At 56.9% G+C, this 26,254-nt stretch carries 24 protein-coding genes; 7 read left to right on the top strand and 17 right to left on the bottom strand.

Going from position 1 to position 26,254, the window contains the following annotated elements:
* The first annotated feature begins 27 nt into the window (after window positions 1–27).
* The gene (locus tag ACUTSU_RS20885; protein ID WP_445652502.1) at window positions 28–633 is read left to right on the top strand and encodes a transglycosylase SLT domain-containing protein; all 606 of its coding nucleotides are present in this window, start codon (window positions 28–30) and stop codon (window positions 631–633) included.
* Between the two features lie 61 nt (window positions 634–694).
* Here ACUTSU_RS20885 and ACUTSU_RS20880 read toward each other — a convergent pair whose 3' ends face one another.
* From ACUTSU_RS20880 to parC, 5 genes are all read right to left on the bottom strand, one after another.
* Window positions 695–2,860 (bottom strand): YgiQ family radical SAM protein, encoded by a 2,166-nt coding sequence (locus ACUTSU_RS20880; protein WP_445652501.1) that lies wholly within the window; start codon window positions 2,858–2,860, stop codon window positions 695–697.
* 71 nt (window positions 2,861–2,931) lie between these two features.
* Window positions 2,932–3,117 carry a hypothetical protein gene (locus tag ACUTSU_RS20875; RefSeq protein ID WP_445652500.1) on the bottom strand — a complete coding sequence of 62 codons (186 nt, stop codon included), beginning with the start codon at window positions 3,115–3,117 and terminating at the stop codon, window positions 2,932–2,934.
* 60 nt (window positions 3,118–3,177) lie between these two features.
* Window positions 3,178–4,593, bottom strand: coding sequence for a cell division protein FtsP (ftsP, locus tag ACUTSU_RS20870; protein ID WP_445652499.1), 1,416 nt, complete (start codon window positions 4,591–4,593; stop codon window positions 3,178–3,180).
* 132 nt (window positions 4,594–4,725) lie between these two features.
* Window positions 4,726–5,463, bottom strand: coding sequence for a 1-acylglycerol-3-phosphate O-acyltransferase (locus ACUTSU_RS20865; RefSeq protein WP_012146957.1), 738 nt, complete (start codon window positions 5,461–5,463; stop codon window positions 4,726–4,728).
* A 240-nt stretch (window positions 5,464–5,703) separates the two neighbouring features.
* A complete protein-coding gene (gene parC / locus ACUTSU_RS20860; protein ID WP_445654671.1) occupies window positions 5,704–7,977 on the bottom strand; it encodes a DNA topoisomerase IV subunit A in 2,274 nt (757 codons plus the stop codon).
* Window positions 7,978–8,293: 316 nt separating this feature from the next.
* On the opposite strand from parC, the gene ACUTSU_RS20855 reads away from it, so the two are divergent.
* Complete coding sequence (locus ACUTSU_RS20855; RefSeq protein ID WP_445652497.1) at window positions 8,294–8,875, top strand: NAD(P)H-dependent oxidoreductase; 582 nt, start codon at window positions 8,294–8,296, stop codon at window positions 8,873–8,875.
* A 33-nt stretch (window positions 8,876–8,908) separates the two neighbouring features.
* The gene (locus ACUTSU_RS20850) at window positions 8,909–9,217 is read left to right on the top strand and encodes a putative quinol monooxygenase (protein WP_012146960.1); all 309 of its coding nucleotides are present in this window, start codon (window positions 8,909–8,911) and stop codon (window positions 9,215–9,217) included.
* 9 nt (window positions 9,218–9,226) lie between these two features.
* On the opposite strand, the gene ACUTSU_RS20845 is transcribed toward ACUTSU_RS20850, so the two are convergent.
* The 6 genes from ACUTSU_RS20845 to nudF form a co-directional block, all read right to left on the bottom strand.
* Window positions 9,227–10,123 carry a LysR substrate-binding domain-containing protein gene (locus tag ACUTSU_RS20845; protein WP_445652496.1) on the bottom strand — a complete coding sequence of 299 codons (897 nt, stop codon included), beginning with the start codon at window positions 10,121–10,123 and terminating at the stop codon, window positions 9,227–9,229.
* Window positions 10,124–10,219: 96 nt separating this feature from the next.
* Window positions 10,220–12,115, bottom strand: a complete 1,896-nt coding sequence (gene parE / locus ACUTSU_RS20840; RefSeq protein WP_218216693.1) for a DNA topoisomerase IV subunit B — start codon at window positions 12,113–12,115, stop codon at window positions 10,220–10,222.
* Between the two features lie 170 nt (window positions 12,116–12,285).
* Window positions 12,286–12,870, bottom strand: a complete 585-nt coding sequence (yqiA, locus tag ACUTSU_RS20835) for an esterase YqiA (protein WP_445652494.1) — start codon at window positions 12,868–12,870, stop codon at window positions 12,286–12,288.
* Complete coding sequence (gene cpdA, locus ACUTSU_RS20830; RefSeq protein ID WP_261111915.1) at window positions 12,870–13,697, bottom strand: 3',5'-cyclic-AMP phosphodiesterase; 828 nt, start codon at window positions 13,695–13,697, stop codon at window positions 12,870–12,872. Before cpdA ends, yqiA begins: the two co-directional genes overlap by 1 nt.
* A 27-nt stretch (window positions 13,698–13,724) precedes the next feature.
* Window positions 13,725–14,150 carry a DUF1249 family protein gene (locus ACUTSU_RS20825; protein ID WP_445652493.1) on the bottom strand — a complete coding sequence of 142 codons (426 nt, stop codon included), beginning with the start codon at window positions 14,148–14,150 and terminating at the stop codon, window positions 13,725–13,727.
* On the bottom strand, window positions 14,150–14,782 hold the full coding sequence (gene nudF / locus ACUTSU_RS20820; protein ID WP_445654670.1) for an ADP-ribose diphosphatase: 633 nt from the start codon (window positions 14,780–14,782) through the stop codon (window positions 14,150–14,152). Before nudF ends, ACUTSU_RS20825 begins: the two co-directional genes overlap by 1 nt.
* A 303-nt stretch (window positions 14,783–15,085) precedes the next feature.
* On the opposite strand from nudF, the gene tolC reads away from it, so the two are divergent.
* On the top strand, window positions 15,086–16,579 hold the full coding sequence (gene tolC / locus ACUTSU_RS20815; RefSeq protein ID WP_445652491.1) for an outer membrane channel protein TolC: 1,494 nt from the start codon (window positions 15,086–15,088) through the stop codon (window positions 16,577–16,579).
* Window positions 16,580–16,729: 150 nt separating this feature from the next.
* Window positions 16,730–18,676 carry a dihydroxyacetone kinase operon transcriptional regulator DhaR gene (gene dhaR, locus ACUTSU_RS20810; RefSeq protein WP_445654669.1) on the top strand — a complete coding sequence of 649 codons (1,947 nt, stop codon included), beginning with the start codon at window positions 16,730–16,732 and terminating at the stop codon, window positions 18,674–18,676.
* A 10-nt stretch (window positions 18,677–18,686) separates the two neighbouring features.
* Here the strand turns inward: dhaR and dhaM are convergent, their stop codons facing one another.
* The 5 genes from dhaM to ACUTSU_RS20785 all read right to left on the bottom strand — a co-directional run bounded on the left by dhaM (window position 18,687) and on the right by ACUTSU_RS20785 (window position 23,291).
* Window positions 18,687–20,120 carry a dihydroxyacetone kinase phosphoryl donor subunit DhaM gene (dhaM, locus tag ACUTSU_RS20805; protein ID WP_445652489.1) on the bottom strand — a complete coding sequence of 478 codons (1,434 nt, stop codon included), beginning with the start codon at window positions 20,118–20,120 and terminating at the stop codon, window positions 18,687–18,689.
* Window positions 20,121–20,131: 11 nt separating this feature from the next.
* Window positions 20,132–20,764: a dihydroxyacetone kinase subunit DhaL gene (gene dhaL / locus ACUTSU_RS20800; protein WP_445652488.1), complete on the bottom strand. Its 633-nt coding sequence runs from the start codon at window positions 20,762–20,764 to the stop codon at window positions 20,132–20,134.
* Window positions 20,765–20,773: 9 nt separating this feature from the next.
* Entirely contained in the window at window positions 20,774–21,844 is a 1,071-nt protein-coding gene (gene dhaK, locus ACUTSU_RS20795) for a dihydroxyacetone kinase subunit DhaK (RefSeq protein ID WP_445654668.1), read from the bottom strand.
* Window positions 21,845–21,900: 56 nt separating this feature from the next.
* The gene (locus ACUTSU_RS20790) at window positions 21,901–23,007 is read right to left on the bottom strand and encodes a glycerol dehydrogenase (protein ID WP_445652486.1); all 1,107 of its coding nucleotides are present in this window, start codon (window positions 23,005–23,007) and stop codon (window positions 21,901–21,903) included.
* Between the two features lie 149 nt (window positions 23,008–23,156).
* Window positions 23,157–23,291 (bottom strand): hypothetical protein, encoded by a 135-nt coding sequence (locus tag ACUTSU_RS20785; RefSeq protein ID WP_261092679.1) that lies wholly within the window; start codon window positions 23,289–23,291, stop codon window positions 23,157–23,159.
* A gap of 68 nt (window positions 23,292–23,359) precedes the next feature.
* Here ACUTSU_RS20785 and ACUTSU_RS20780 point away from each other — a divergent pair, with 68 nt between their 5' ends.
* Both ACUTSU_RS20780 and ACUTSU_RS20775 read left to right on the top strand, forming a co-directional pair.
* Window positions 23,360–24,022, top strand: coding sequence for a DUF1190 family protein (locus ACUTSU_RS20780; protein WP_135318104.1), 663 nt, complete (start codon window positions 23,360–23,362; stop codon window positions 24,020–24,022).
* Between the two features lie 3 nt (window positions 24,023–24,025).
* Entirely contained in the window at window positions 24,026–25,186 is a 1,161-nt protein-coding gene (locus ACUTSU_RS20775; protein WP_445652485.1) for a glutathionylspermidine synthase family protein, read from the top strand.
* Window positions 25,187–25,243: 57 nt separating this feature from the next.
* Here ACUTSU_RS20775 and ygiD read toward each other — a convergent pair whose 3' ends face one another.
* Window positions 25,244–26,026 (bottom strand): 4,5-DOPA-extradiol-dioxygenase, encoded by a 783-nt coding sequence (gene ygiD / locus ACUTSU_RS20770; protein WP_445652484.1) that lies wholly within the window; start codon window positions 26,024–26,026, stop codon window positions 25,244–25,246.
* Window positions 26,027–26,254 lie beyond the last annotated feature (228 nt).

Genomic DNA, 26,254 nt, shown 5'->3' with positions numbered 1-26,254 from the left:
ATCCCAGCAAAAACAATACGGAGCACCATGAACCCCACTCTACGACTCTGCTCGCGCGCAGGCCTTGTCTGCCTGATGCTGATCCTGGCCGGTTGTTCCAGCAAAAAACCACATACCAGCTACAATGCTCACGCTTTTGATGATGCCATTGAAGATGCTGCGGATAAATACGATGTCGATCAAAAGCTGATCGCTGCGATGATCAAGGTGGAATCCGGCTTTAACCCGGCCGCAATCAGCCGGTCAAATGCCATAGGGTTAATGCAGTTGAAAGCCGATACCGCAGGTTGCGACGCCTATCGTTACAAAGGAAAACGCGGCTGCCCGGACGAAGACGATCTGCTGGATCCTGACACCAATATCGATCTTGGTGCCGCCTATATTGCCGTGTTGCAAAAACAGCAGCTTAAGGGGATCAACAATCCTGTCAACCTGCGGTACGCCACCATCATCGCCTACGTCAACGGCACCGGCGCACTGTTACGGACCTTCTCCAGCAACCGCCAGCAGGCTATCTCGATGATTAACAATCTGTCGCCAGAAGCCTTTAACTGGCATATCCGTAAATATCATCCCGCCCCACAGGCACCACGCCACTTGATGAAAGTGGAAGCCGCCTACGATCAACTGTGATTTTAAAAGCAAAAAAAGAGAACCCGAAAGTTCTCCTTTTCGTTTAACGCTGACTTAACCGTTAGGGCTTGCTTTTGCGGATTGGCTTGCGCGGCGGCTTATTGGTCGGCGTACGCTGACGGGTGATGTCAGTGTGCTTGGTCAGCGCCGGACGGGTATGGCGCTGCAAGCGCTTGGCTTCACGCTGCTCGTCGATGCTTGGTGCCGGTACCAGACACTCGCGACGGTTGCCGATCAGGTGTTTCATGCCCATCTCTTCCAGCGCGGTACGGATCATCGCCCAGTTGGCCGGATCGTGATAACGCAACAGCGCCTTGTGCAGACGACGCTGACGATCACCCTTCGGGATCACCACATCTTCACTCTTGTAACCGACCCGACTCAGCGGGTTTTTACCGCTGTAATACATGGTGGTGGAGTTAGCCATCGGTGACGGATAGAAATTCTGCACCTGGTCGAGACGGAAACGGTTTTTCTTCAACCACAGCGCCAGGTTCACCATATCTTCATCGCGAGTGCCCGGATGCGAAGAGATGAAATACGGGATCAAGTACTGCTCTTTGCCCGCCAGCTTGGAGTAATGGTCAAACAGCTGTTTAAACCGATCGTAGCTGCCCATGCCCGGCTTCATCATTTTCGACAGCGGGCCTTCCTCGGTGTGTTCCGGCGCAATCTTCAAATAACCGCCCACATGGTGGGTAGCCAGCTCTTTGATATAGCGCGGATCTTCCACTGCCAGATCGTAACGTACACCTGAGGCGATCAGGATCTTCTTGATGCCCTCCAGTGAACGCGCACGGCGGTACAGCTTGATGGTCGGCTCGTGGTTGGTGTCCATGTAGGTGCAGATTTCGGGGTACACGCACGAGGCTCGGCGGCAGGTCTGCTCGGCGCGCGGGTTGGTGCAGCGCAGCATGTACATGTTGGCCGTCGGGCCGCCCAGATCGGAGATCACGCCGGTAAAGCCCGGTACCTTGTCACGGATCTCTTCGATTTCACGAATGATGGAGTCTTCCGAACGGCTCTGGATGATACGCCCTTCATGCTCAGTGATCGAACAGAATGAACAACCGCCGTAGCAGCCACGCATGATGTTGACCGAGAAGCGGATCATGTCATAGGCCGGAATGGTTTCCTTGCCGTAGGACGGGTGCGGAATACGCTGGTACGGCAGGGCAAACACGCTGTCCATTTCCGGCGTAGTCAACGGGATGGCCGGCGGGTTGATCCACACGTAGCGATCGCCATGTGACTGCATCAGCGCACGGGCACAGCCCGGGTTGGTTTCATGGTGCAGAATACGCGAGGTGTGCGCATACAGAACCTTGTCAGCCTTCACTTTCTCAAAGGACGGCAGCAGCACGTAGGTTTTTTCCCACGGCTTCGGCTTGGCAGCGCGTACGGTCACCGGTTTGGCTTCTGGTTCCGGCTTGCCGCCGTCGGCGCAGGGCAGATCGTCGCCGTAAGGGTTTGGAATGGGTTCAATACGGCCAGGCTTATCCAGACGGGTAGAATCTACGCCAGTCCAGCCTGGTAACGCACCCTTGCGCATCACCGCCGTATTGCGGATATCGTGGATCTCACTGATTTTTTCGCCGGCGGCCAGACGGTGCGCCACTTCCACCAACGGGCGTTCGCCGTTGCCGTAGATCAGCATGTCTGCCTTGGAGTCCACCAGCACCGAACGGCGCACGGTATCCGACCAGTAATCATAGTGAGCGATGCGGCGCAGGCTGGCTTCAATGCCGCCCAGTACGATCGGCACATCTTTATAGGCTTCTTTACAGCGTTGGCTGTAAACCAGCGTCGCGCGATCCGGGCGTTTGCCGCCCACATTGCCGGCGGTGTAGGCATCATCGTGGCGCAACTTGCGGTCGGCGGTATAGCGGTTGATCATCGAGTCCATGTTACCAGCGGTGACGCCGAAGAACAGGTTCGGTTTGCCCAAACGCATAAAGTCTTCTTTATTGCTCCAGTCCGGCTGCGCAATGATACCGACGCGGAAGCCCTGAGCTTCCAGCATACGGCCGATGATGGCCATACCAAAACTTGGGTGATCGACATAGGCATCACCACTGATAATGATCACATCGCAGCTGTCCCAGCCCAGTTGATCCATCTCTTCGCGCGACATCGGTAAAAACGGCGCGGTGCCATAACATTCGGCCCAATAAGGCTTATAGGAAAACAATTCACGGTCGGGTTGGATCAGGCTGGTCGTGCTCATTCTGGTGCTCTTTCACAGGTTAATTAATCGCCGGGCGGCGATTATACGCACTAGTGGCAAAAAGAGCATGGTTATTTCACAAAAGTGGATTTAGTTACCTTCACGAAACAGAGTTGACGATTGATTCTACCCACTGGGAATATGGCCAGGTTGCGGACATGATCCCCCACGGCCAGCGGAATGCCTACGCTTTGCGCTACCTGTGCCAACTGACCGCGCAGTTCGCGATCGTAGGCGTTGACGCTGGCCGGTCGCACGCTGTTTCACAATGTAAAAATGCTGCATTCGGCTTCCCAGGAGCAGCCTATACAACCGTCTTAAAGCGCCGGCTGCACCATAAACTGGCCAGCGCTGCCGCGATCCGCCATTTCCAGCGTCTGGCTGTAGAACAGGAACGGGAAATGTTCCGAAGTGGACTGGTTGAAGTAAACCAGCAGTTCGACGTCACCGTCGACCCATACCGTGTCCTTCCAGCCGCGATCTTCCGCCATCGGCTGCGCACCGTTGACGCGTTTCACCAGGAAACGTACGCCCTGAATATGGAATGCCTGCGGCGTATCCGCGTGGATATTCCAACGCTCCCAGCTGCCTTGCTGAGTTTGCACATCAATACGGTTCATGTCCCAGATAGCCCCGTTGACCCCGGCCTGGCTATCGCCCAGACGGAATTCACGGGTGCGGCTGACACTGCCGTCCAGCAGTTCATCCGCCAGCAGGCGCATGGGCAGGTTATCGGTCACCAGCGGCAACAATCCGGTCGGTTTCAGTGTCAGAACCTGGGTAGAAACCAAGATACTCGAAGGCTCAATCAGGCCACGCAGACGATCCATAATGCCCGCAGCCTCACCGGCACTGATCGTCACTTCATCGCCTTTTGACATATCGATCAACACTTCACGGCGCTCACCCGGTGCCAGTGAAAGCTGTTGCACCGCTACCGGAGCCGGCAGGAACCCCTGATCGCTGGCGATCACATTGAACGGCCGACCGTCACTCAATTGCAGCATGTAGCGGCGTGAGTTGGAAGCATTGAGCAGGCGCAGGCGTACCCAACCACGGGAGACTTCAACGTAAGGATTTTGCACGCCGTTAACCAACAGCGTATCGCCGATAAAGCCGCCCTGCGACGGGGGGGCGTATTCCGGTGTGCCGAAGTTATCCAGTCGCTTGTCCTGAATAATCAACGGGAAATCATCGACACCATAGTGGTTGGGCAGCGGCAATACCTTGCTGACTTCATCTTCGACCAGCCACAGCCCAGCCAGACCGTTATAAACATGCGGCGCCATGCGATTAGGCGTGCTGGCGTGATACCAGCAGGTGGCGGCACTCTGACGGATAGGCAGCACCGGCGACCAGTCAACGTTAGGAGACATCATGCGCGGTGCGCCACCCATCAGGGTTCCCGGCACCTGCAGACCGCTGATGGTCATCGCCACCGGCTCCGGCAGGCGGTTGCTGTAGATCAGCTTGACGTCATCGCCGTTGTAAACCCGCACCGTCGGCCCAAGGTACATGCCGTTAATGCCCCACACCGACGTCTTGCGGTTATCCATAAATGCCCAGTGGGCGCGCTGCAAGGTTAAAAACAGCGGCTGGCCGCGGCGGGACTCCAGCAGCGGGGGAATAGGTAATGGGGTCTGCATTCCGCTCGCCTCAGCCCTCAGCGGCACGGCTCCTGCGCACAGCGCCAAGCCCGATGCCTGAATAAACTGACGTCGACTGAGTGACATATTTTCTCCATGAAAAGCAATGACTAAACCGTATGCAAAGACCGGGCTCCTGTTAATCAGATTAGCAGGAGCCCAAGCGTTAACGGCGTTTTACGCCGTTTAAAAGTTCATTCTTTGAAGCCGGTAGGAATATTATTTTCCGGCTGCATTGCGCTGGGCAACTTCTGCGTCCAGCTCGGCAATTTTCGCCAGCATCAGCTCATGGCAATGGGCTGCCAGCTCACGCACATTTTCTCTACCGTAATTACTGATATCGATCGGTTCCATCACTTCTACGATCGCATGACCGTTATCCCAACGGTTAAGATTAATTTTACCGCTGGTGGTGGAAACGCAGATCGGCACAATCGGCACCCCGGCAGCGATTGCCGCGTGAAATGCGCCGGTTTTAAACGGCATCAACCCACGCCCACGGCTGCGGGTACCTTCAGGAAACATCCAGACCGAAATATCACGTTTTTTAAACTGTTCGGCCACCTGGGCAATGGTGCCGTGCGCCTTGGCGCGATTATCCCGGTCAATCAGCAAGTTACCGGTCACCCAATACAGCGGGCCGAAGAACGGGACCCACAGCAGGCTTTTTTTACCCACGGTCACGGTGCGCGGCTGCACCGCTTTGGCGGCCGTAACCATATCGTAGTTATTCTGGTGGTTGGCAATATAAATGCAGTTGCCGTTTTTGGCCGCATCGGCCGGCACCCGAACTTCCACTTTCAAACCAAATAACCCGGACAGGCGGCCAAACAGATGACCGAACGTCGCCACGTGGCGGGGATCGCGGGGGCGGAATACCAAACAGTAAATAGAACCGAAAATGCACACCAGAAGACAATACAGAGTGGCGAGCACGGCACGTAAAATTAATAACATAACAACCTCATTAGCACACTGCCGACGCAGCCTGAAACGCTGCGCAGATCCCTTTACTCATTCTTTGATTGCAGAGTTCGAAGAGCTGCCCTGCCTTTTTTTGCTATTTTCCCGCCAGCCGACGAAACGCACAATAATTTTATGCCGGTAAATGTTAACTATTTGAAAATAATTGCCGGTGGTGGGAAATAAAGCGGGCGCAGCATGCTGCGCCCGTGGGGTTATCCAGCCTTCTCAGGTTTATTCTTCGCTGTCACCGGTAGGCGCACGTGCCGGGGCATCAACCTCTACACGATCGATTCGCTGCAGACCACGTGGCAGTAAGGTGCCTTTACGGCCACGCTCCGCACGGAACTTCTGCAAATCTTCTGGACGCAGCGTCAGCTTGCGTTTACCTACGTGCAGGGTCACAGAAGTCTGCGGTGGCAGCACGAACAGCCATGCCAGCCTGTCTTCACCTGATGCGACCTGCGCCGACGGGATGGAGACAATCTTGTTGCCCTTGCCTTTCGACAATTGCGGCAGGTCGGCAACCGGGAAGAACAACATGCGCCCGGCGGCAGTGATCGACAGCAGCATGTCATCGTCACCGTGGATCTCCATCGGTGCCAGCGCTTTGGCGTTATCCGGCAGAGTAATCATCACCTTGCCGGCACGGTTACGCGCCACCAGATCGTTGAAGGTACAGACAAAGCCATAACCGGCGTCAGAAGCCATCAGCAACTTCTGGTCGTCCGCAGCCATCAGCACCTGCTCAATGGTCGCGCCCGGTGGTGGCGTCAGCTTGCCGGTCAACGGCTCGCCCTGCCCACGCGCCGAAGGCAGCGTCAGCGGATCCAGCGCGTAGCTGCGCCCGGTGGAGTCGATAAACACTACCGGTTGGTTGCTCTTGCCGCGTGCCGCACTGCGGAAGCTGTCACCGGCCTTGTAGCTCAGGCCACTTGGATCGATATCGTGGCCCTTGGCGCTGCGCACCCAGCCCATTTCAGACAGCACGATAGTCACCGGCTCCGACGGCACAAAGTCGTGCTCGCTCATCGCCTTGGCTTCTGCACGCTCGGTAATCGGCGAGCGGCGATCGTCGCCGTAGGCCTGTGCATCGGCCTGGATCTCTTTTTTAATCAGGGTGTTCAGCTTGCGCTCGGAGGCCAACAGCGCCTGCAGTTGATCGCGCTCTTTGGCCAACTCATCCTGCTCGCCGCGGATCTTGAACTCTTCCAGCTTAGCCAAATGGCGCAGTTTCAGTTCGAGGATCGCTTCGGCCTGGGTATCGGAAATACCAAAACGCTGCATCAGCACCGGCTTGGGTTCGTCCTCACTACGGATGATGTGGATCACTTCATCGATATTGAGGAACGCCACCAGCAAACCTTCCAGGATGTGCAGGCGTTTCAGTACTTTTTCCAGACGGTAGTTCAGGCGGCGACGCACCGTATCGCGACGGAATGCCAGCCACTCGGTGAGGATTTCCACCAGCCCTTTCACCTGCGGGCGGTTGTCCAGACCAATCATGTTCATGTTGATGCGGTAGCTGCGTTCCAGATCGGTCGTGGCAAACAGGTGATTCATCACCTGATCCAGATCGATACGATTGGAGCGTGGCACAATCACCAGCCGCGTTGGGTTCTCGTGATCGGATTCATCACGTAAGTCTTCAACCATCGGCAGCTTTTTGGCACGCATCTGGCTGGCAATCTGCTCCAGCACCTTGGCGCCGGAAACCTGGTGCGGCAAGGCGGTGATCACCGCGCTGCCGTCTTCTTTATTCCAGACGGCGCGCATGCGTACCGAGCCACGACCGTTCTGATAAATTTTGCGGATTTCTTCACGCGGGGTAATGATCTCGGCTTCGGTCGGGTAATCCGGGCCCTGGACGAACTCGAGCAACTCTTCCAGCGAAGCGCCAGGCTTGTCGATCAACGCCACCGCAGCGGCGGCCACTTCACGCACGTTGTGCGGCGGAATATCGGTCGCCATACCGACGGCAATACCGGTGGTGCCGTTCAGCAGGATGTTGGGCAGGCGGGCCGGCAACATCTTCGGCTCCTGCATGGTGCCGTCAAAGTTTGGCACCCAGTCAACAGTGCCCTGGCCCAGCTCGGCCAGCAACACTTCCGCGTATTTGGACAGGCGGGATTCGGTATAACGCATCGCGGCGAAGGATTTCGGATCATCCGGCGCCCCCCAGTTCCCCTGGCCGTCTACCAGCGGATAGCGATAAGAGAAGGGCTGCGCCATCAACACCATGGCTTCATAGCAGGCACTGTCACCGTGCGGATGGTATTTACCCAGCACGTCACCCACGGTACGGGCAGATTTTTTGAATTTGGCGCTGTTATTCAGCCCCAGCTCAGACATGGCGTAGATGATGCGGCGTTGTACCGGCTTCAAACCGTCACCAATGTACGGCAACGCCCGATCCATGATGACGTACATGGAATAGTTCAGATAGGCGTTTTCAGTGAATGTGTGCAGCGGTAAACGCTCTACACCGTCATGAGTCAGATCACTCATTACTCAATTATCCTCAGACCGTGGCTTGGCAATCCCTGGACGACAAAGGGTTGATTCTGTCCGCGATAGTAACTCATCAGCGGGGTGGCTGTCACAGATGGCGCAGCAATCGTCCGGTGTCGCGGGTTCATCGGCCGATTTTATGCAAAAATTTCGCTATCCCTCGGCGCATTTATTGACTCACAGTCAACACTGTTGTGCGCTGGATCCCATTTTTACTTACATTGCCAAGCATTACACTCCCTGTCAGCGAAATGTTTTCCGTAGCTGATGCGGAGGACATCACATATTTTAATTCTCACAGGTGCCGTGAAAGATGAGCAATATCCTGATTATCAATGCTAAAAAACAATTCGGCCATTCCGACGGCGAACTCAACCAAACCATGAGCGACGTGGCAGAAACCTATCTGCGCGATGTGCAACATCAGGTACAGGTTACCGTGGTCGATGACGGTTACGACATCGAAGCCGAAGTGCAAAAATATCTGTGGGCCGACGTGGTGATTTATCAAATGCCAGGCTGGTGGATGGGCGAGCCGTGGATCCTGAAAAAATACATCGACGAAGTGTTCACTGCCGGGCATGGCAGCCTGTACGCCAGCGATGGCCGCACCCGCTCGGACGCCGGCAAGAAATACGGTTCCGGTGGCCTGATCCAGGGCAAAAAGTACATGCTGAGCCTGACCTGGAACGCCCCGCTGGAGGCCTTTACCGACCCGGAACAGTTCTTCCACGGCGTCGGCGTTGACGGCGTGTATCTGCACTTCCACAAGGCCAATGAATTCCTGGGCATGGAAGCGCTGCCGACCTTTATCTGTAATGACGTGATTAAACAACCGGATATCGACAGCGACATCGCACGTTATCGCGAGCATCTGGCCGAAATTTTTGCTTAACTGGCACTATGCACGTCAATTAATGAGGTAATGATGATCACCGTAATTGCAGAAATCAAAACCAAACCGGGCCACCGTGAAACGGTCCTGAAGGCGATTGAGAAACTGATCCCGCTGGTGCTGGCAGAAGACGGCTGTAGTGAATATACGCCAATGATCGACAGCCACACCCAGGCGCCATGGCAGAAATTGTCGCCGGACTCGGTGTTTATGCTGGAAAAATGGGCCAGTCAGGCGCATCTGGAAAAGCATCTGGATATCGCTCACATGCACCGTCATCGTGACACCATCAAAGACAGCGTGCTGGGCGTGACCATTCACGTATTGGGTAACGCACTTTAGGCTGCGCCCCTACAGCGTCTGCGCATCAATATGCGCACTGACGTAGTCCAGAAAACAGGTAATACGCGCCGCCAACTGGGTATTGCGGTAATAGACCGCATTAATCGGTTGGCGCACATCCAGCGTTTCCTGTTCCAGCAAGGGTATCAGTCGCCCCGCACGCTGATCGTCTCGCGTCATGAAATCCGCCAATTGCACTATCCCCTCCCCCCGTAACGCCAACTGACGCAGGGTTTCACCGCTGGAAGCCGAAATTGTCGGGGTAATGGTAAAATGCTGCGCCTGCTGATAGCGCAACGGCCACAGGTTGAGCGACTCCGGCTGGGTGAACCCGAGCAGGCAGTGCTCGCACAGCGCTTCCACGCTGCCCGGTGTACCATTGCGCGCGAGATACTCCGGGCTGGCAAGAATACGCAAGCGGCTGGAGCCCAACAGACGTGCATGAATAGTCGAGTCCCGCAGCGCGCCAATGCGAATGGCAATGTCGGTGCGCTTTTCCAGCAGATCGATGATCAGGTTATCGGTATTCAGTTCCAGCTCAATCTGCGGATAGCTTTGGCGGAAGCCGGCCACCAGCGGCACGATCACGTGTTCCATAAACGGAGCGGCAGCGTTGACCCGCAGTTTCCCGGCAGGGATCAACCTGCGCAGCGCCATTTGCTCTTCGGCATTTTCCACCGAATGGATAATCTCACGCGCGTGGTTGAGAAAATTCTGGCCTTCTTCGGTCAGCTCCAGTCGACGCGTGGTGCGGCGCATCAGGGTGGTATCGAGTTTTTTTTCCAACCGGCTGAGTGCGCGGCTGATGCCGGAGGTGGTCTGACCGAGCTGTTCAGCTGCGGCAGTGATGGAGCCGCTGTCAACGACGGTGGTAAAGGCCAGTAATTCTTCGAGGGTGATTTTCATGCATGCCGCCCAGAGTGGTCAGGTGCCGCACGCAGCGCCCCTACGGGAAGAAGACCCGGCGGGGAAGCCGGGCCAGTCAGTCTTTCGCCGGACCTGTCAGGCAGACAGCTCGGCCATATCGCCTTTGTCCTGCAGCCAGTTGCGGCGATCTTCCGAACGCTTTTTGGCCAGCAACATGTCCATCACCGCCAGCGTCTGATCCACATCCTCGTCGCTCACCGTCAATTGCACCAGACGACGGGTATTGGGGTCGAGCGTGGTTTCACGCAGCTGTGGCGGGTTCATCTCACCCAGCCCTTTAAAGCGCTGAACGTTAGGCTTGCCCTTTTTGCGCTTCAACTGTTCCAGCACGCCGGCCTTTTCCTCTTCATCCAGCGCATAGAACACCTCTTTGCCGAGGTCGATTCGGTACAACGGCGGCATCGCCACATAGACGTGGCCCCCCTTAACCAGCGAACGGAAGTGACGCACAAACAGCGCGCACAGCAGCGTGGCAATGTGCAGACCGTCGGAGTCCGCATCCGCCAGGATACAGATTTTGCCGTAGCGCAGTTGGCTGAGATCTTCGCTGTCCGGATCAATACCAATCGCCACCGAGATGTCGTGCACTTCCTGCGAAGCCAGCACTTCGTCCGAAGACACTTCCCAAGTATTGAGGATTTTACCTTTCAACGGCATGATCGCCTGGTATTCACGATCGCGCGCCTGCTTGGCTGAACCGCCTGCTGAGTCCCCTTCGACCAGGAACAATTCGGTCATGTTCAGATCCTGCGAGGTGCAATCGGCCAGTTTACCCGGCAGTGCCGGACCGCTGGTCAGCTTCTTGCGCACCACTTTTTTGGCGGCGCGCAGACGGCGCTGAGCGCTGGAAATGGCCAGCTCGGCCAGCTGTTCTGCCGCCTGTATGTTCTGGTTCAGCCACAGGCTGAAGGCGTCTTTCACCACGCCGGATACGAAGGCCGCACACTGGCGCGACGACAGACGCTCTTTGGTCTGCCCGGCGAACTGCGGATCCTGCATCTTTACCGACAGCACGTAGGCGCAACGATCCCAAATATCCTCAGCGGAAAGCTTCACGCCGCGCGGCAGAATATTGCGGAACTCGCAGAACTCGCGCATCGCATCCAGCAACCCCTGACGCAGGCCGTTAACGTGGGTGCCGCCCTGCATGGTCGGGATCAGGTTCACGTAGCTTTCAGTCAGCAGTTCACCGCCTTCCGGCAGCCACAGCAGTGCCCAGTCTACCGCCTCGGTGTCGCCGGCAAAGTTGCCGACAAACGCCGCTTCCGGCAGGGTAATCAGGCCGTTAACCGCTTCCATCAGGTAATCGGTCAGGCCGTCCTGATAACACCAGCGTTGTTCGGTATTGTTCAGCTTGTCGATGAAGTAGATTTCTACCCCAGGGCACAGCACGGCTTTGGCTTTCAGCAGGTGGCTGAGGCGAGAAACCGAGAAACGCGGGCTGTCGAAGAACTTCTCGTCAGGCCAAAAGTGGATGCTGGTGCCGGTATTGCGTTTACCGCAACTGCCGGTCACCGCCAGGTCCTGCACCTTGTCGCCGTTTTCGAAGGCAATGCTGTAGACATTGCCGTCGCGCTTGACGTTGACCTCCACCCGGGTCGACAGGGCGTTAACCACCGAAATCCCCACGCCGTGCAGGCCGCCGGAGAACTGGTAGTTTTTATTGGAGAATTTACCGCCCGCATGCAGACGACACATGATCAACTCAACCGCAGGAACACCTTCTTCAGGGTGGATATCCACCGGCATACCGCGGCCGTCATCGATCACTTCCAGTGACTGATCGGCGTGCAAAATCACGTCGATGCGCTTGGCATGACCGGCCAACGCTTCATCGACGCTGTTATCTATCACCTCTTGGCCAAGGTGATTGGGGCGCGTCGTGTCGGTATACATGCCGGGACGACGGCGCACTGGTTCTAGACCGCTGAGTACTTCAATGGCATCAGCGTTATAGCTGGATTGAGTCATCGTTGAAATTTTTCGTGGTTAGTAGGAGGTGCCGATACCCGTCGTCTTTCAAGCCGCAGCGTTGTTACCTGCGTTCGCTCACCCCAGTAACTTACCAGAGTAAGCGCCTGGGGATAAGCGAACTGGGCGCCTGGCTGCGACTTGAAAGCCATAGGGTATAAATCGCTAATTCAGACAGAGTTTAGCCCTAAAAAATCCACAATCTGGGGGAAGTAATGCTCGAAACCGACGAAGGCGTGATTTCCACCCGACTCCACCGTCTGTCGACATGCGGTGTAATACGCCACCGCCTGCCCATAATCGAGAATTTCATCGCCCGTTTGTTGCAGTAACCAGATTAAATCCGGCGACTCCAAGGGATCGATCTGCATCGTTTTCAGATCGTAAACGTGTCGAGACTCTAACACATATTGCTGGCCGGTGTAGGGGTTCTCGTTTTTGCCGAGGTAGTCAATCAGCAGCTCAAACGGCCTCACAGCAGGGTTAACCACTACTGCAGGCAGTGAGAAACACTGCGAAAGCCAGGTGGCGTAGTACCCGCCCAGTGAGGAACCGACCAGGCCTATCGTCTGCCCGGCGCGCTCCATCACCATGTTCTCGATCATCTCGGCAGCCTCCGCCGGGAAAACCGGCAGCTGTGGTACCAATACCTCGATATGCGGATGATGTTCGGCCAGCCACGCCTTGAAAGACGTCGCCTTGTCCGAGAACGGCGAACTGTTAAAACCGTGCAGATAGAGCAGTGTCGAAGGCATCAGTACCCATCCGAATCCATATCGGGGCGGAAATCGTCGTTTTCCAACCGGAAAACCTGCGTTTCGACGCGGCCGTCCGGCAATAAATCAATATAGCGCCAGCCGGGTGAAACCTCGTCGATGGTGAAATTGGTGCAGTGCGGCTTGAACTGCACGCAGGTGGACGGCGAGGCCAGCAGGCGCCTGCCCTGCCACTCCAGATCCAGCTCCTGGTGAATATGCCCGCACAGCAGGGTATTCACTTTCGGGTAACGCAGCAGCACCGCGCCCAACATATGCGGGTTGCGCAGGCTGTGTTGATCGAGCCAGGTACAGCCGGAAGGCAGCGGATGATGGTGCAGCAGCATTAAGGTATAGCGCTCGGGATAGGCTTGCAGGCAGCGCTCCATCCACTCGAGCTGATAGTCGCTCAACTCACCGTAGGGCACGCCAAACACCTGACTATCGAGCAACAGCACCTGCCAGTGGTCACCCACCAGTACCTGTTTTGACGGGGCAATCCCGGCGTCTGCCAGTGCGTCGACCATCGCCGGCTGAAAATCATGGTTGCCCGGCAGCCAAACGCAAGGTGCCGGCAGTCGTGCAATACCTTCGGCAAAGTGCCGGTAGGCAGCCAATGAATGATCCTGTGCCAAATCACCGGTGGCGACGACCAGATCAAAATCACGCTGCTGCGCCAGGATAGCGTCCAACACCGCGTGGTAGCTGCGATAGGTATTAATGCCAAGCAAAGTCTCATTTTCGCCGGCAAAAAGGTGGGTATCTGTTATTTGCAGGATCCTGACCCTGGCCCCACTTGCCACGGTCGGTTTAAACAGGCTTTCCAAATGGTGTCCTTTGTTATCTCAGTCTGTTTAACAAACCGGAACCGCCATTGCTCCATGCGCCAAACAGTAGCGCAACCAATCAGCAAGAAACTGGTTAATTTGATGCTTTTCGTCGCGTTGATGCAACTTTTTGTTGGGATAATCATAACGCGCTTTAAAGCGATAGATCTGCTGACTTGAACACACTTCCGCAACCATCGCGTCATGATACAGCCTCACCGTCATGGCAGGCAGGCTCCAGTAGCTGACCGCCGGAGCGGTCTGTTCAATTTGCACCAGCGAGGTATAACGGGTGGATTCAATAATTGTCAGACGATAACTGGCGCCGCTCACCTGATAAGTCACCGTTTCACCCACTTCATCATTACGCGGCATCAAGCGGCGCAATTGCGCGAAGTTGGTTTCGCACAATCTCATCATTTCGGGGAAATCAGGGGTATAGCGCTGTTTCATTAATTGGCCCACTCTTTTCTTAACGATTCATGGTGCAACGCCAGCCACTGCAATGCAATCACCGATGCCGCGTTATCAATCGCGCCCTCTTCAACCCAGCGGTAAGCCTGTTCGCGGCTGACCACATGAACACGGATATCTTCATGCTCTTCGATCAGTCCATGGATGCCAACCGCGGTAGTCGCGTCCACTTCGCCCACCATAATCGACAAGCGCTCGCTGGTACCGCCGGGGCTGGCTAGGTAGCTCAGCACCGGCTTGCACCGCCCGACCTCGACGCCGGCTTCTTCCTGCGCTTCACGGCGGCACACGTCTTCAACGCTCTCGCCGGTTTCGATCATACCCGCCACCATTTCCAGTAGCCAGGGGGAGCTACTGGTATCGACCGCGGCGATCCGCAGTTGTTCAATCAGCACCACCTCGTCACGCACCGGGTCATAGGGAAGTAACACCGCGGCGTGCCCACGCTCGAAAATTTCGCGTTTAATTTCGGGGCTCATGTCACCGTTGAACAGGCGGTGGCGGAAACGGTATAAATTGAGTGAAAAAAAACCACGGTAAAGCGTCTCACGTGCAATAATTTCTACATCATTTTCATCAAGAGTAACGGGCGACGGTTGCGAGTGGCTCATAAGTGAATTCTCCTGCATGAGTATGCCGATAAAATAAACAGTTTTGATGACAGAAACGGCGGGATAATCTTCCGTAGCTTTATGTTAGGCTGTTTCCCGCCATTGCCTGTAATGTGAGCCATGATATCAGGTGTGACGTGTGCGACCAGTTGAACTACGGTAAACAGGCAGCCTGAAAGGTAAAAGTTACGCGAGATGGCACATTCAGCCAACTCGGGCGAACAACAGACTCTGCTAGAATCGGCAATTATTTCGTCTATCGTCAGCTAACTCCGCAATATTGCTGCACAACAAGGAATGCAAATGAAGAAACTGCTCCCCCTTCTTATCGGACTGAGCCTGGGCGGCTTCAGTGCAATGAGCCAGGCTGAGAACCTGCTGCAGGTCTACAAACAGGCCAGGGAAAGTAACCCGGATCTGCGCAAAACCGCCGCTGACCGTGACGCCGCATTCGAAAAAATCAACGAAGCGCGCAGCCCGCTGCTGCCGCAGTTGGGTTTGAGCGCGGGTTATAACCGTAGCTATGGCTATCGCGACAACCGCGACCAAAACGGCAACACCACCAGCGGCTCGCTGGCGCTGACCCAAACCATTTTCGACATGTCGAAATGGCGTGCGCTGACGCTGCAGGAAAAAACCGCCGGTATCTCCGACGTGACCTTCCAGACCTCGTCGCAACAGCTGATCCTCGACACCGCTACCGCCTATTTCAACGTGCTGAGCGCCATCGACTCGCTGTCTTATACGCAGGCGCAAAAACAGGCGGTTTACCGCACGCTGGATCAAACCACCCAACGCTTTAACGTGGGCCTGGTGGCGATCACCGACGTGCAGAACGCCCGTTCCAACTATGACACCGTGCTGGCGGCTGAAGTCACCGCTCGCAACACCCTGGATAACGCGCTGGAAAAACTGCGCCAGGTAACCGGCACCTTCTACCCGGAACTGGCCTCGTTGAATACCGACCGTTTCAGTACTCAGCGTCCGGAAGCGGTGAACAACCTGCTGAAAGAAGCCGAAGCGCGCAACCTGAGCCTGCTTTCTGCCCGCCTGAGCCAGGACTTGGCACGCGAGCGAATCCGTTCAGCACAGACCGGCTATATGCCGACCGTTGATTTCAGCGCTTCAACCGCCGTGTCCAACAACAGGTACAGCGGCTCCAGTAACGTTGCTAAGGACAACGATGCAGGCGAAAACAAAGTGGGGCTGAGCTTCAATCTCCCGCTGTACAGCGGCGGCCAGACCAATTCACAGGTGCAGCAGGCGCAGTACAACTTCGTCGGCGCCAGTGAGCAACTGGAAAGCGCCCACCGCAGCGTAGTGCAGACCGTGCGTTCGTCATTCAACAACGTGAACGCTTCGATCAGCAGCATCAACGCCTACCAACAAGCGGTAGTGTCTGCCCAGAGTTCATTGGATGCGATGGAAGCCGGTTACCAAGTAGGTACCCGCACCATCGTCGACGTGCTCGATGCCACCACCACGCTGTATAACGCCAAGCAGCAGCTCTCCAGCGCGCGTTATACCTACCTGATCAACCAACTGAACATCAAGTCGGCGCTCGGTACCCTGAACGAAAACGACCTGATGATGCTGAACGGCGCATTGGGCAAACCTATTTCTACTTCGCAAGACGTGGTAGCACCGCAGACCACCGCGCAAGACGCTAATGCTGAAGGCTATAACGGCAACGCACCTGCGCCGCAAACCGCAGCACCGGTTGCCACCCGCGCCTCCGCGCCGGCGACCACCACCAGCCAGCCTGTACGCAACAGCGGTAATCCATTCCGCAATTGATTGCAGCACTGTGCTGAATACGGGGTATGGCTTCTGCCACACCCCGTTTTTTTACCTGCTCATCGGTTCTGCCCACCGTCTCACAGCCGTTGCCCCTCCCTGGGGTGGTATCATCAAGGTTATCGTTTTATCTCGTCTGGATGGGATCCGATGGAGAACACCCCAAGCTGGCAACGTCTGATCGATGGCGATCTGCCGCCCGCACAGCGCCCTGTACCGGCAATCTATGCTTCCTGGCTACGCTGCCGCAGCCTGATGCAGCCTGCGATATGGAAAAAACCCCACTGCGCACTCGGTGCTACCTTTAACTCCATCTGCCAGCGTAAGAACGATCTGCTGACGCTCGGCCAGGCGGCACTGGAAGACGCTTGCGAGTACATGGAACAGCGACGCTGCCTGCTGATGATCCTCGACGAAAGTGGCTGCATGCTGTGGATGTGCGGCGATATGCCGACGCGCGAGCATCTGCAACAGTTAGGTTTTATGCCTGGCGCTTATTGGGCCGAGGGTGACATCGGCACCAATGCACCTGCGCTGGCCATGTCGGAGGGGCACCCGGTACAGGTACGCGGCAGTGAACATGTACGCAAGGCGCTGCACGACTGGTCATTCTGCGCTACGCCAGTCTACGACAACAGCGGCCGTCAACGCGGTTCGATTGCATTAGGCTGCCTGCTTGACGACTGTGCTGCCGGCGATTTGTCACTGACGCTGGCGCTGGCACGCGAGATCGGCAATTCCCTCAACGCCGACAGCCTGCTGGCAGAGTCCAACCGCCATCTGAACCAGCTTTACGGCCTGCTCGACGGAGTGGATGACGGTGTTATGGCCTGGGACCATCGCGGTTACCTGCAATACATCAATCAACGAGCCGCCTCCTTGCTCAAGCTGGATGAACAACAAAGTCAAGGCAAGCCCCTGTCCCAGTTACTGACGCTGCCTGCCCTGCTCAACCGGGCCATTGCCCAGCGGCAACCGCTGCAACACGTTGAAGTGACCTTCGAACGCCAGCGGCAGTTTATTGCGGCTCTGTTAACCCTTAAACCGATCCTCGACGGCGAGCGCTGCAGCTTTATCGCCCTGCTGCATCCCCTCGAGCGACTGCATCAGTATGTCAGCAGCCAGTTGGGGCGTGTCAGCCACAGTTTTGAACAGATGCCTTCCTCCTCGCTGGAGATGCGGCGGCTGATTCGCTATGGCCAACAGGCGGCGAAAGGCCAGCACCCGATCCTGCTGTGCGGCGAAGAAGGTGTCGGCAAGGAGCTACTCAGCCAGGCGATCCACAATGCCAGTGAGCGCGCCAGCGGGCCGTACATCGCCCTCAACTGCCAGCTATTGCCGGAAGCCCAGGGGCTACGGGAACTGTTGGGCAGCGATGCCAACGAGGAAGAAGCGGGCCAGCTCAGTAAATTTGAACTGGCCAATGGCGGTACGCTGTACCTGGAACAAATCGAGTATTTGCCGGCGGAGATGCAGTCTGCACTGTTGCAGGTGCTGAAAACCGGCGTAGTCATGCGACTCAATTCCAATCGGGTGATCCCGGTCGATGTGCGGGTGATCGCCAGCAGTGCCGCCGATCTGCCGCTGTTGGTGCAGCAGAATCGCTTTCGCCGCCAGCTGTTCTACAGCCTGCAAGCATTCGAGATCCAAATCCCGGCGCTACGCCAACGGCTGAGCGATATTCCGCTGCTGGTGAAGCACCACTTACGCACGCTGGAACAGCATTTCCAGTGCCGTTTTCGGGTGGATGACGAGGTGATGGTCCAGCTCGGTCTGTATTTGTGGCCCGGCAACGATCTGGAACTAAAGGGGGTGGTGGAGCGTACCGCGATGATGTGCCACGGCCACCATCTACAGTTGGCGGATTTGCCCGAGCACCTGCTCAGCCACCAACCCCTGCTGGAAAGTGAACCACAACCGGGCATGCCGCTATTAACACTGGCCGAGATGGAACGTCAGGCGATCATTCATGCGGCTAACGTCAGCCGCGGGCAATTGAACGAAATGGCGCAGCTGCTGGGCATTGGTCGCACCACGCTGTGGCGAAAAATCAAACAATATCAGATTGATATCCGCCAGTTTAAGCTGCGCCCCTGAGGCCACGCCGTCAGTGGCTGAGTTGCAACACACCGCGCGCCGCATCCAGCATCGCTTTCTGGCCGCTGCGGGTTTTGCTCATGCAGTCGTTCATGCCCACCACCATAGGTATGCCCATCGCCTTGGCCAAAATTGCGCTGTGCGACAGTGCGTTACCGCCGCTCAAGCAGATGCCGAGCACCAGACGACGATCGAGCATCACCACGTCAGACGGCATCAGTTCATCCATCACCAGAATGGACGGCACGGTTAGCATAATCACCGGTAATGGTTGCTGTTGCAGATGACTCAGAGTGCGCCGCAGCATGTCGCGCACGTCCAACTCCCGCGCCCGCATGTATTCATCGTCCAGTTCACGATACTCACCGGCAATGGCTTCCATCTCTTGTCGCCAGGCCTGCTCGGCGCTGCATTGCTGACGGGCGATACGGGTATAGGCCGCCTGCTGCAAATCCGGGTCATCCAGCAGCATGCTGTGCGCACCGAAGATTGCCGCCTGCGGCTTGCCAATTAATGAGCCGGTGCGCTCCGCCAGCCGGTTTAATTCGCTCAGCGTATGCTGCAGTGCCTGGCGCAACCGCTGTTGTTCGTTCAGCACGTCATCGGCGCCAATGGTACGCTCAACCACCGTCGGCCAGAAGCTGAGCGCCTGCCACACCGGGCCACTGGTTACGCTTTCCGCTACCGGAATACCGTGCAGCGAGGGCAGGCTCTGCTCAGATACCGTTTCGCCAAAGTGCTGCTCTGCCAGCGCGCTAAACGCCGCCAGTGCCTGTTCGGCCTGCGGCCCACCTGCAATCAGCCGAATGGTATCGCCGTGGCGCACCTGTAAAAGCGCAAGCTGGTTAAGACTACGCGGATTGGCGCACTGGCCCTGCTTTTCCAGCACCAGTTCGGCATCGAAGGGGGCCAACGCTTCCGCTAGTCGGGCGGCCGGGCGGGCGTGCAACCCATGCGGGTTCTGTACCGTCCAATTGACGCTTTTCCCCTGAGCCAGCGGCAATTCAGCGCTTTGAGCAACCGGCGCGGCGGCTTCCCCCAACTGCGCCTGTTTGGCCTGCAACGCACCTTGCGCCTCGGCCAGTACCTGTTCCAGCCCGGCACCGGCATTGGCAGCCACCACCGCAGCCAGCGTCCCTTCGACCAGCGGTGCCGAACACAGCCGGACTTTGGCGGCCACCGACGGCTCCAGCAAGTCGATCGCAGTTTCGGCACTCAGCAACGCACTGCCCAAATCCATCAGCACCACAATGCCCGCTGCGTCAGCCACCGACTCAATCGCTTCCATCACTTTGACCGCATCGGTGCCTATCGGGTGTTCCGCATCATCGACCCCTGCCGCCAGCACCAGCTTGCAGCCATCGCCACGCATCATCTGCAACGCCAGTTCTTCAACTCCGCGCGCCAACAGCGCACTGTGTGAAACTACAACGATATTGATCATCTCGCCTCCTGCTATTGACCGGCGACCGCTGCCAGCGTTTTCATCATCAGCATCACCGAGGTGGCACCCGGATCCTGATGACCGATGCTGCGCTCACCCAGGTAACTGGCACGCCCTTTGCGTGCCTGCATGGTGATGGTGCTTTCAATCGCCTGCTCCGCCCGTTCACTGGCGCGCTGTAGGGCCTCCGCCACGCTTAGCTGCTGCAGAGCCGACTGGCCCAGGCTTTCCACCACTGGCCACCAGACATCACACATGGTTTTATCACCCGGCTCCGCCTTGCCGCGCATCACCACACCTTCGACGCCTTCCTGCATCATTTGATGCAGCTCCGCCAGATCCAGGCTCTGCTTGGCATTGGTCGACTGCGCAGCGCGGATGAAGAAGGTGCCAAACAGCGGACCACTGGCTCCCCCCACGCTGGACAGCAGCGTCATGCCGGTGTTCTTCAGGATAAAACCGATGTCTTTGTCCGCCACCGAAGGCAGCTTTTCCACCACCTTGTTGAAGCCACGGTTCATATTCAGCCCGTGGTCGGAATCCCCGATCTCGGTATCCAGCCGGGTTAGAAAATCACGCTGCTGCGCAAACACGTCGCCGCAACACATCAGCCAGTCGACCACTTGTTGTTTGGTTAACGCCATGACTCCTCCTCAGCAACCCCAACGCAGCGCAGGCGTTTTCACCGGCGCATCCCACAGGGACAACAGTTCGTCATCCACCTTCAGCAGCGTGATTGAGACCCCTTGCATATCCAGCGATGTGCAATAGGACCCCACCAGGCTGCGCTCAACAATCATGCCCGCTTCGGCACAACGCTCCGCCAATCGGTGATAAACGCCATACAGTTCGGACAGTGGCGTTGCGCCCAGGTTATTTACCAGTGCGATCACCCGGTCTCCACGCGTCAGCGGTTGTTTGGTCTGTACTTCATCGCGCCATTCGCCCTGTTGACGATCCCAGACGCGGATGGTGCGCTGGTAATGACCATGGTCGATCAGGGTATGGAACATGTCGTCCACCGCCGCATTCAGGGTGGTGAATGGGCGACGCGCAATGCCCGGTTCACCGTGAATACCGACGCCGAATTCCATCTCGTTTTCCGCCAGCACGAATGACGGCTTGCCGGCAGCCGGTACGGTACAGGCCCCCAGCGCGATACCGATCGAATGCCCGTGATTATTGATGTTGTGGCCCAGCGTCACGATGCTATCGAGGCTGTCGCCACGCGCCGTTGCCGCACCGAGCAGTTTCTCCATCAGCACGGTATTGGCCACCCCGCGTCGCCCGGCGGTGAACAGGCTGTCTTTAACCGCCACGTCATCATCCACCAGCACCGTCGCCACCTGGACACCGCTGTCATGCAGCAGCTCAGTGGCGGTTTCAAAGTTCAGTACGTCACCAGTGTAGTTTTTAATCAGCAACAACACCCCGGCACCGCCGTCGATCGCCTGGCCGCACTCGTACATTTTATCCGGCGTTGGCGAGGTGAAAATTTCCCCTGGGCAGGCACCGTCGAGCATGCCTTCGCCGACAAAACCGCAGTGCATCGGCTCGTGACCGCTGCCGCCGCCGGACAGGATCGCCACCTTGCCCGCCACCGGCGCATCGGCGCGGGTGACAAACACCGGTTCCTGATGCACCAACAGCTCAGGATGAGCCTCTGCCAACCCCAGCAGTTGCTCTTCCAGTACCGACTCAACCTTGTTAATCAGTTTTTTCACGGTTATTTCCTCGTTTGGCCAACGGGGCGCAGCCAGTAAACTGCGCCCCTGCGGTATCAGCTTGAATGTTGTTGCAGCCAGGCGCTGCCCAGCCGGTCTGCCGTCAGAATGGCCGCCTGTACGCTGGCAGGCGTGACCTCGAACGGCATATTGTGGATGGTTTCGCCTGCCGCGCAGCTGGCTTCGGCCACCGCCATAATTTTCTCTGCCGGGTCGCCGTTAACGCCCATTTGCGCCAGCGTGATGGGCAAGCCGAGACGCTGGCAGAACTCCAGCACCGTTTCGATCTGCACCATACTGCTGTTTTGCAGCACCAACTGTGACAGCGTGCCAAACGCCACTTTTTCGCCGTGGTACAGGTGGTGACACTCTTCCAGCACGGTAAAACCGTTGTGAATGGCGTGCGCGGCCGCCAGGCCACTGCTTTCGAAACCGATGCCGCTCAAATAGGTATTGGCCTCGATAATGCGCTCGACCGCTTCCGTCACCACACCGGCCTCAACCGCCAGCTTGGCCTTAACGCCCTCCGCCAGCAGCGTCTCATAGCACAACCGTGCCAGGCTCAATGCCGCCAGCGTGGATTTGCCGCCCGCCATGCTGGTCGCCTGGGCATCGAAACAGGCCTGCGCCTCAAAATAGGTTGAAAGCGCGTCGCCCATGCCTGCAACCAGCAACCGCACCGGCGCCCTGGCGATAATCGCGCTGTCCATTATCACCATGTCCGGATTACTGGTGTGGATCAGATATTCGTCAAATTCGCCCTGTTCGGTGTAGATCACCGACAGCGCACTGGTGGGCGCATCGGTGGAAGCAATAGTCGGGATCAGCACCACCGGCAGATGCTGGTAATGGGCGATAGCCTTGGCGGTGTCCAACGTTTTACCGCCACCGACGCCAATCACACCGCGACAGCCATGGGCCTTCAGTTCCTGGCCCAGCCGGTCGATTTCCTTATGGCAGCATTCGCCGTTGAACACACAGGCGTGATGCCTCACCCCGTGCTGGTGCAAGCTGCCCATCAGGGTATCGCCCGTCAGCTTCATCACAAAGTCGTCGGCGATCACGAAATAATGGTCGGCAAGGGCTTTCGCGTATTTGCCCACGGCGGCCAATGCGTTGGCGCCCTGGATGTACTTGCCTGGAGACTGGATGATTCTCAACATAACCGGATCCTTGTAGGGAAATTGGCGATGGTAACGTTCAGATATCAGGTGATGGTGCGTCGGTCTTGTGCCGTCGCGTTGTTATGGACTGACTATAGGGCTTGCCGAAGGCTTTGCGACCTCCGGCATTTTTGTTTCATTATGGAACATTACTTTACCCATGGCGTTTCATAATGAAACTCTGCCGAGGCTTTTTTAGCCGGTAAAGCGAACTGGCGCACAACCCAACGTATAGCTGCGTAAAGAGTGGATTCTGTAGGCATTTCAGCTTTAATTTTGACCATCTTTACCCTATCCTTACCGCCATTACTGGGAATGGGCGAATACAGCCCGACTGATGGGATGAATAACGATGAAACGGACAAAAAACATCAACCGAGAGACGTTCCGCAAGTCCTGGCGCGACTACCGTGTTGCGCCCGTAGCCTTGGCGATCAGCGCAGTCTTTATGCTCGCCGGCTGCGAGAAGAGCGATGAAACGGTCTCTATGTATCAAAATGCCGACGACTGTTCGCGCACCAACCCTTCAATGAGCGAGCAGTGCACCACTGCCTATAACAACGCCTTGAAAGAAGCCGCAAAAACCGCGCCAAAATACGCGACTCGCGAAGACTGTGTCGCCGAGTTCGGTGAAGCGCAGTGTACTCAGGCACCCGCCCCGGCACAGGCCGGTATGGCAGCCGAGTCACAGAGCAGCGGCAGCATGTGGATGCCATTGATGGCAGGCTACATGATGGGCCGCATGATGGGCGGCTCCGGCTTTGCTCAACAGCCGCTGTTCACCTCTAAAAACGCCGCCAGCCCGGCCAACGGCAAATTCGTTGATGCCTCTGGCAAGAGCTACGGCCCGGCCACCGCTGGCGGCCGCACCATGACGGTGCCAAAAACCGCCATGGCACCAAAACCGGCAGTGACCAATACCGTCACCCGTGGTGGCTTTGGCGAATCCGTCGCCAAACAGACCAGCATGCAGCGCAGCAGTGCGACCTCCAGCTCACGCAGCATGGGCGGTTAATGCATGAAACGCGTTGCGATCACCGAACGCCCGGACTGGCGCGAAAAGGCCACCGAATTCGGCTTCCGCTTCCACACCATGTATGGCGAACCCTACTGGTGTGAGGACGCCTATTATCAATTCACGCTGGCGCAGATTGAAGAAATTGAAAACGCCACCGCCGAACTGCACCAGATGTGCCTGCAGGTGGTGGAGAAAGTGGTCGCCAGCGATGCGCTGATGGCCAAGTTCCGCATCCCGAAACACACCTGGGAGTTTGTCCGCAGTTCATGGCGGACCAGCCAGCCGTCGCTGTATTCACGTCTTGATCTGGCCTACGACGGTATCAATCCGCCCAAGCTGCTGGAGAACAACGCCGATACCCCGACCTCACTGTATGAAGCGGCCTTTTTCCAATGGCTGTGGCTGGAAGACCAGATTAACGCCGGCAAGCTCAGCCCGGAGTCCGATCAGTACAACAGTCTGCAGGAAAAACTGATCGAGCGTTTCGCCGAGCTGAAAGCACACCACGGTTTCGGTCTGCTGCACCTGGCCTGTTGCCAGGACAGCGAGGAAGATCGCGGCACCGTGCAATATCTGCAGGACTGCGCGCTGGAAGCCGGAGTCCCGACCGAATTCCTGTTTATGGAAGAGATTGGTCTGGGTGAAAAAGGCCAGTTTACCGACCTGCAGAATCAGGTCATCGGTAACCTGTTCAAGCTTTACCCGTGGGAATTCATGCTGCGCGAGATGTTTTCCACCAAGCTGGAAGATGCCGGCGTGCGCTGGCTGGAACCGGCGTGGAAAAGCATTATTTCCAACAAGGCCCTGTTGCCGATGCTGTGGGAAATGTTCCCGGATCACCCCAACCTGCTGGCGTCGTACTTTGCAGAAGACGATCATCCACAGCTCGATCACTACGTCACCAAGCCGCTGTTCTCGCGCGAAGGTGCCAATATCCAGATCGTGCAGAATGGTCAGCAGGTTGCCAGCGTCGACGGCCCTTACGGCGAAGAAGGCATGATCGTGCAGCAGTTCCACCCGCTGCCACAGTTCGAAGGCAGCTATACGTTGATCGGCAGCTGGCTGGTTGACGATCAACCCTGCGGTATCGGCCTGCGTGAAGATCGTGAGCTGATCACCCAAGATCTGTCGCGCTTCTACCCGCACATCATCCTCGGCTGACGAAAACTCGCCAGAGACCTGAAATGCAAACGCCAGTCTGAGACTGGCGTTTTTTATTTAACCGACCTGCACCGACAGCATGCTCAATGAGCTCATCTCAATGCCATCAACCGGTACGGTTATCGCTTCCTTGCCGTCCCAACTGCCAAGTACGTATAGCAGCGGCAGGTAATGCTCCGGCGTCGGGTTCGACAGCGCCGCGCCTTCATGCTGCATAAAACTCACCAGTGGGTGGTTATCGCCCTGATAATTCAGGTTATCCCGCACGAACTTGTCAAACGACGTGGCCCACGGATAAGGCGTCGCGTCACCCTGCCATTTCACCATCCGCAGGTTATGCACCACGTTACCGCTGGCCACGATCATAATTCCCCGATCGCGCAGCTCCGCCAGCTTGCGGCCCAGCTCATAATGGTATTCCGCCGGCTGAGTGCCGTCGATGCTGAGCTGCACGACCGGAATGTCCGCCTCAGGATACATTTTGATCAACACGCCCCAGGTACCGTGATCCAAACCCCATTCACTGACGTCAGCCTTGACGCGAACTGGCTCCAACACTTGCTGGATCTGCGCGGCCAGTTCAGGTGAACCAGGAGCCGGATACTGGGTATCAAACAGCGCCTGTGGGAAACCACCAAAGTCATGGATGGTTTTCGGCTTTTCCATCGCGGTAACCGCAGTACCATGAGTATACCAGTGCGCTGAAACGGCAACGATGGCCTTCGGGCGTGGCAAGGTTTCACCCAACGTACGCCATGCACGGGTGTAGCGGTTTTCTTCCAGCGCGTTCATCGGGCTACCGTGGCCGAGGAAAAGTGCTGGCATACGAGAGGTGTTCATACAGGATCCTTGGTTGGTCACAATACATTCTGTGGACCAGACTACGCCGTTTACCGGGGTAAAACAGCCGGATAACCATGATGATGATTTTCAATAAATTTGAATGGTTAAAACCAGGGATGGAGCACCGTTTTCAGCCACAAAAAAAGCCGCGTATGCGGCTTCAGACTAATGACAAACCTCATACCTGCCCAGAGCGAGTAGAGGCCGATAAATAAAAATCAGGAA

Source organism: Serratia sp. NA_13, from assembly GCF_052691735.1.
This window is presented reverse-complemented; position numbering and strand designations above follow the sequence as displayed.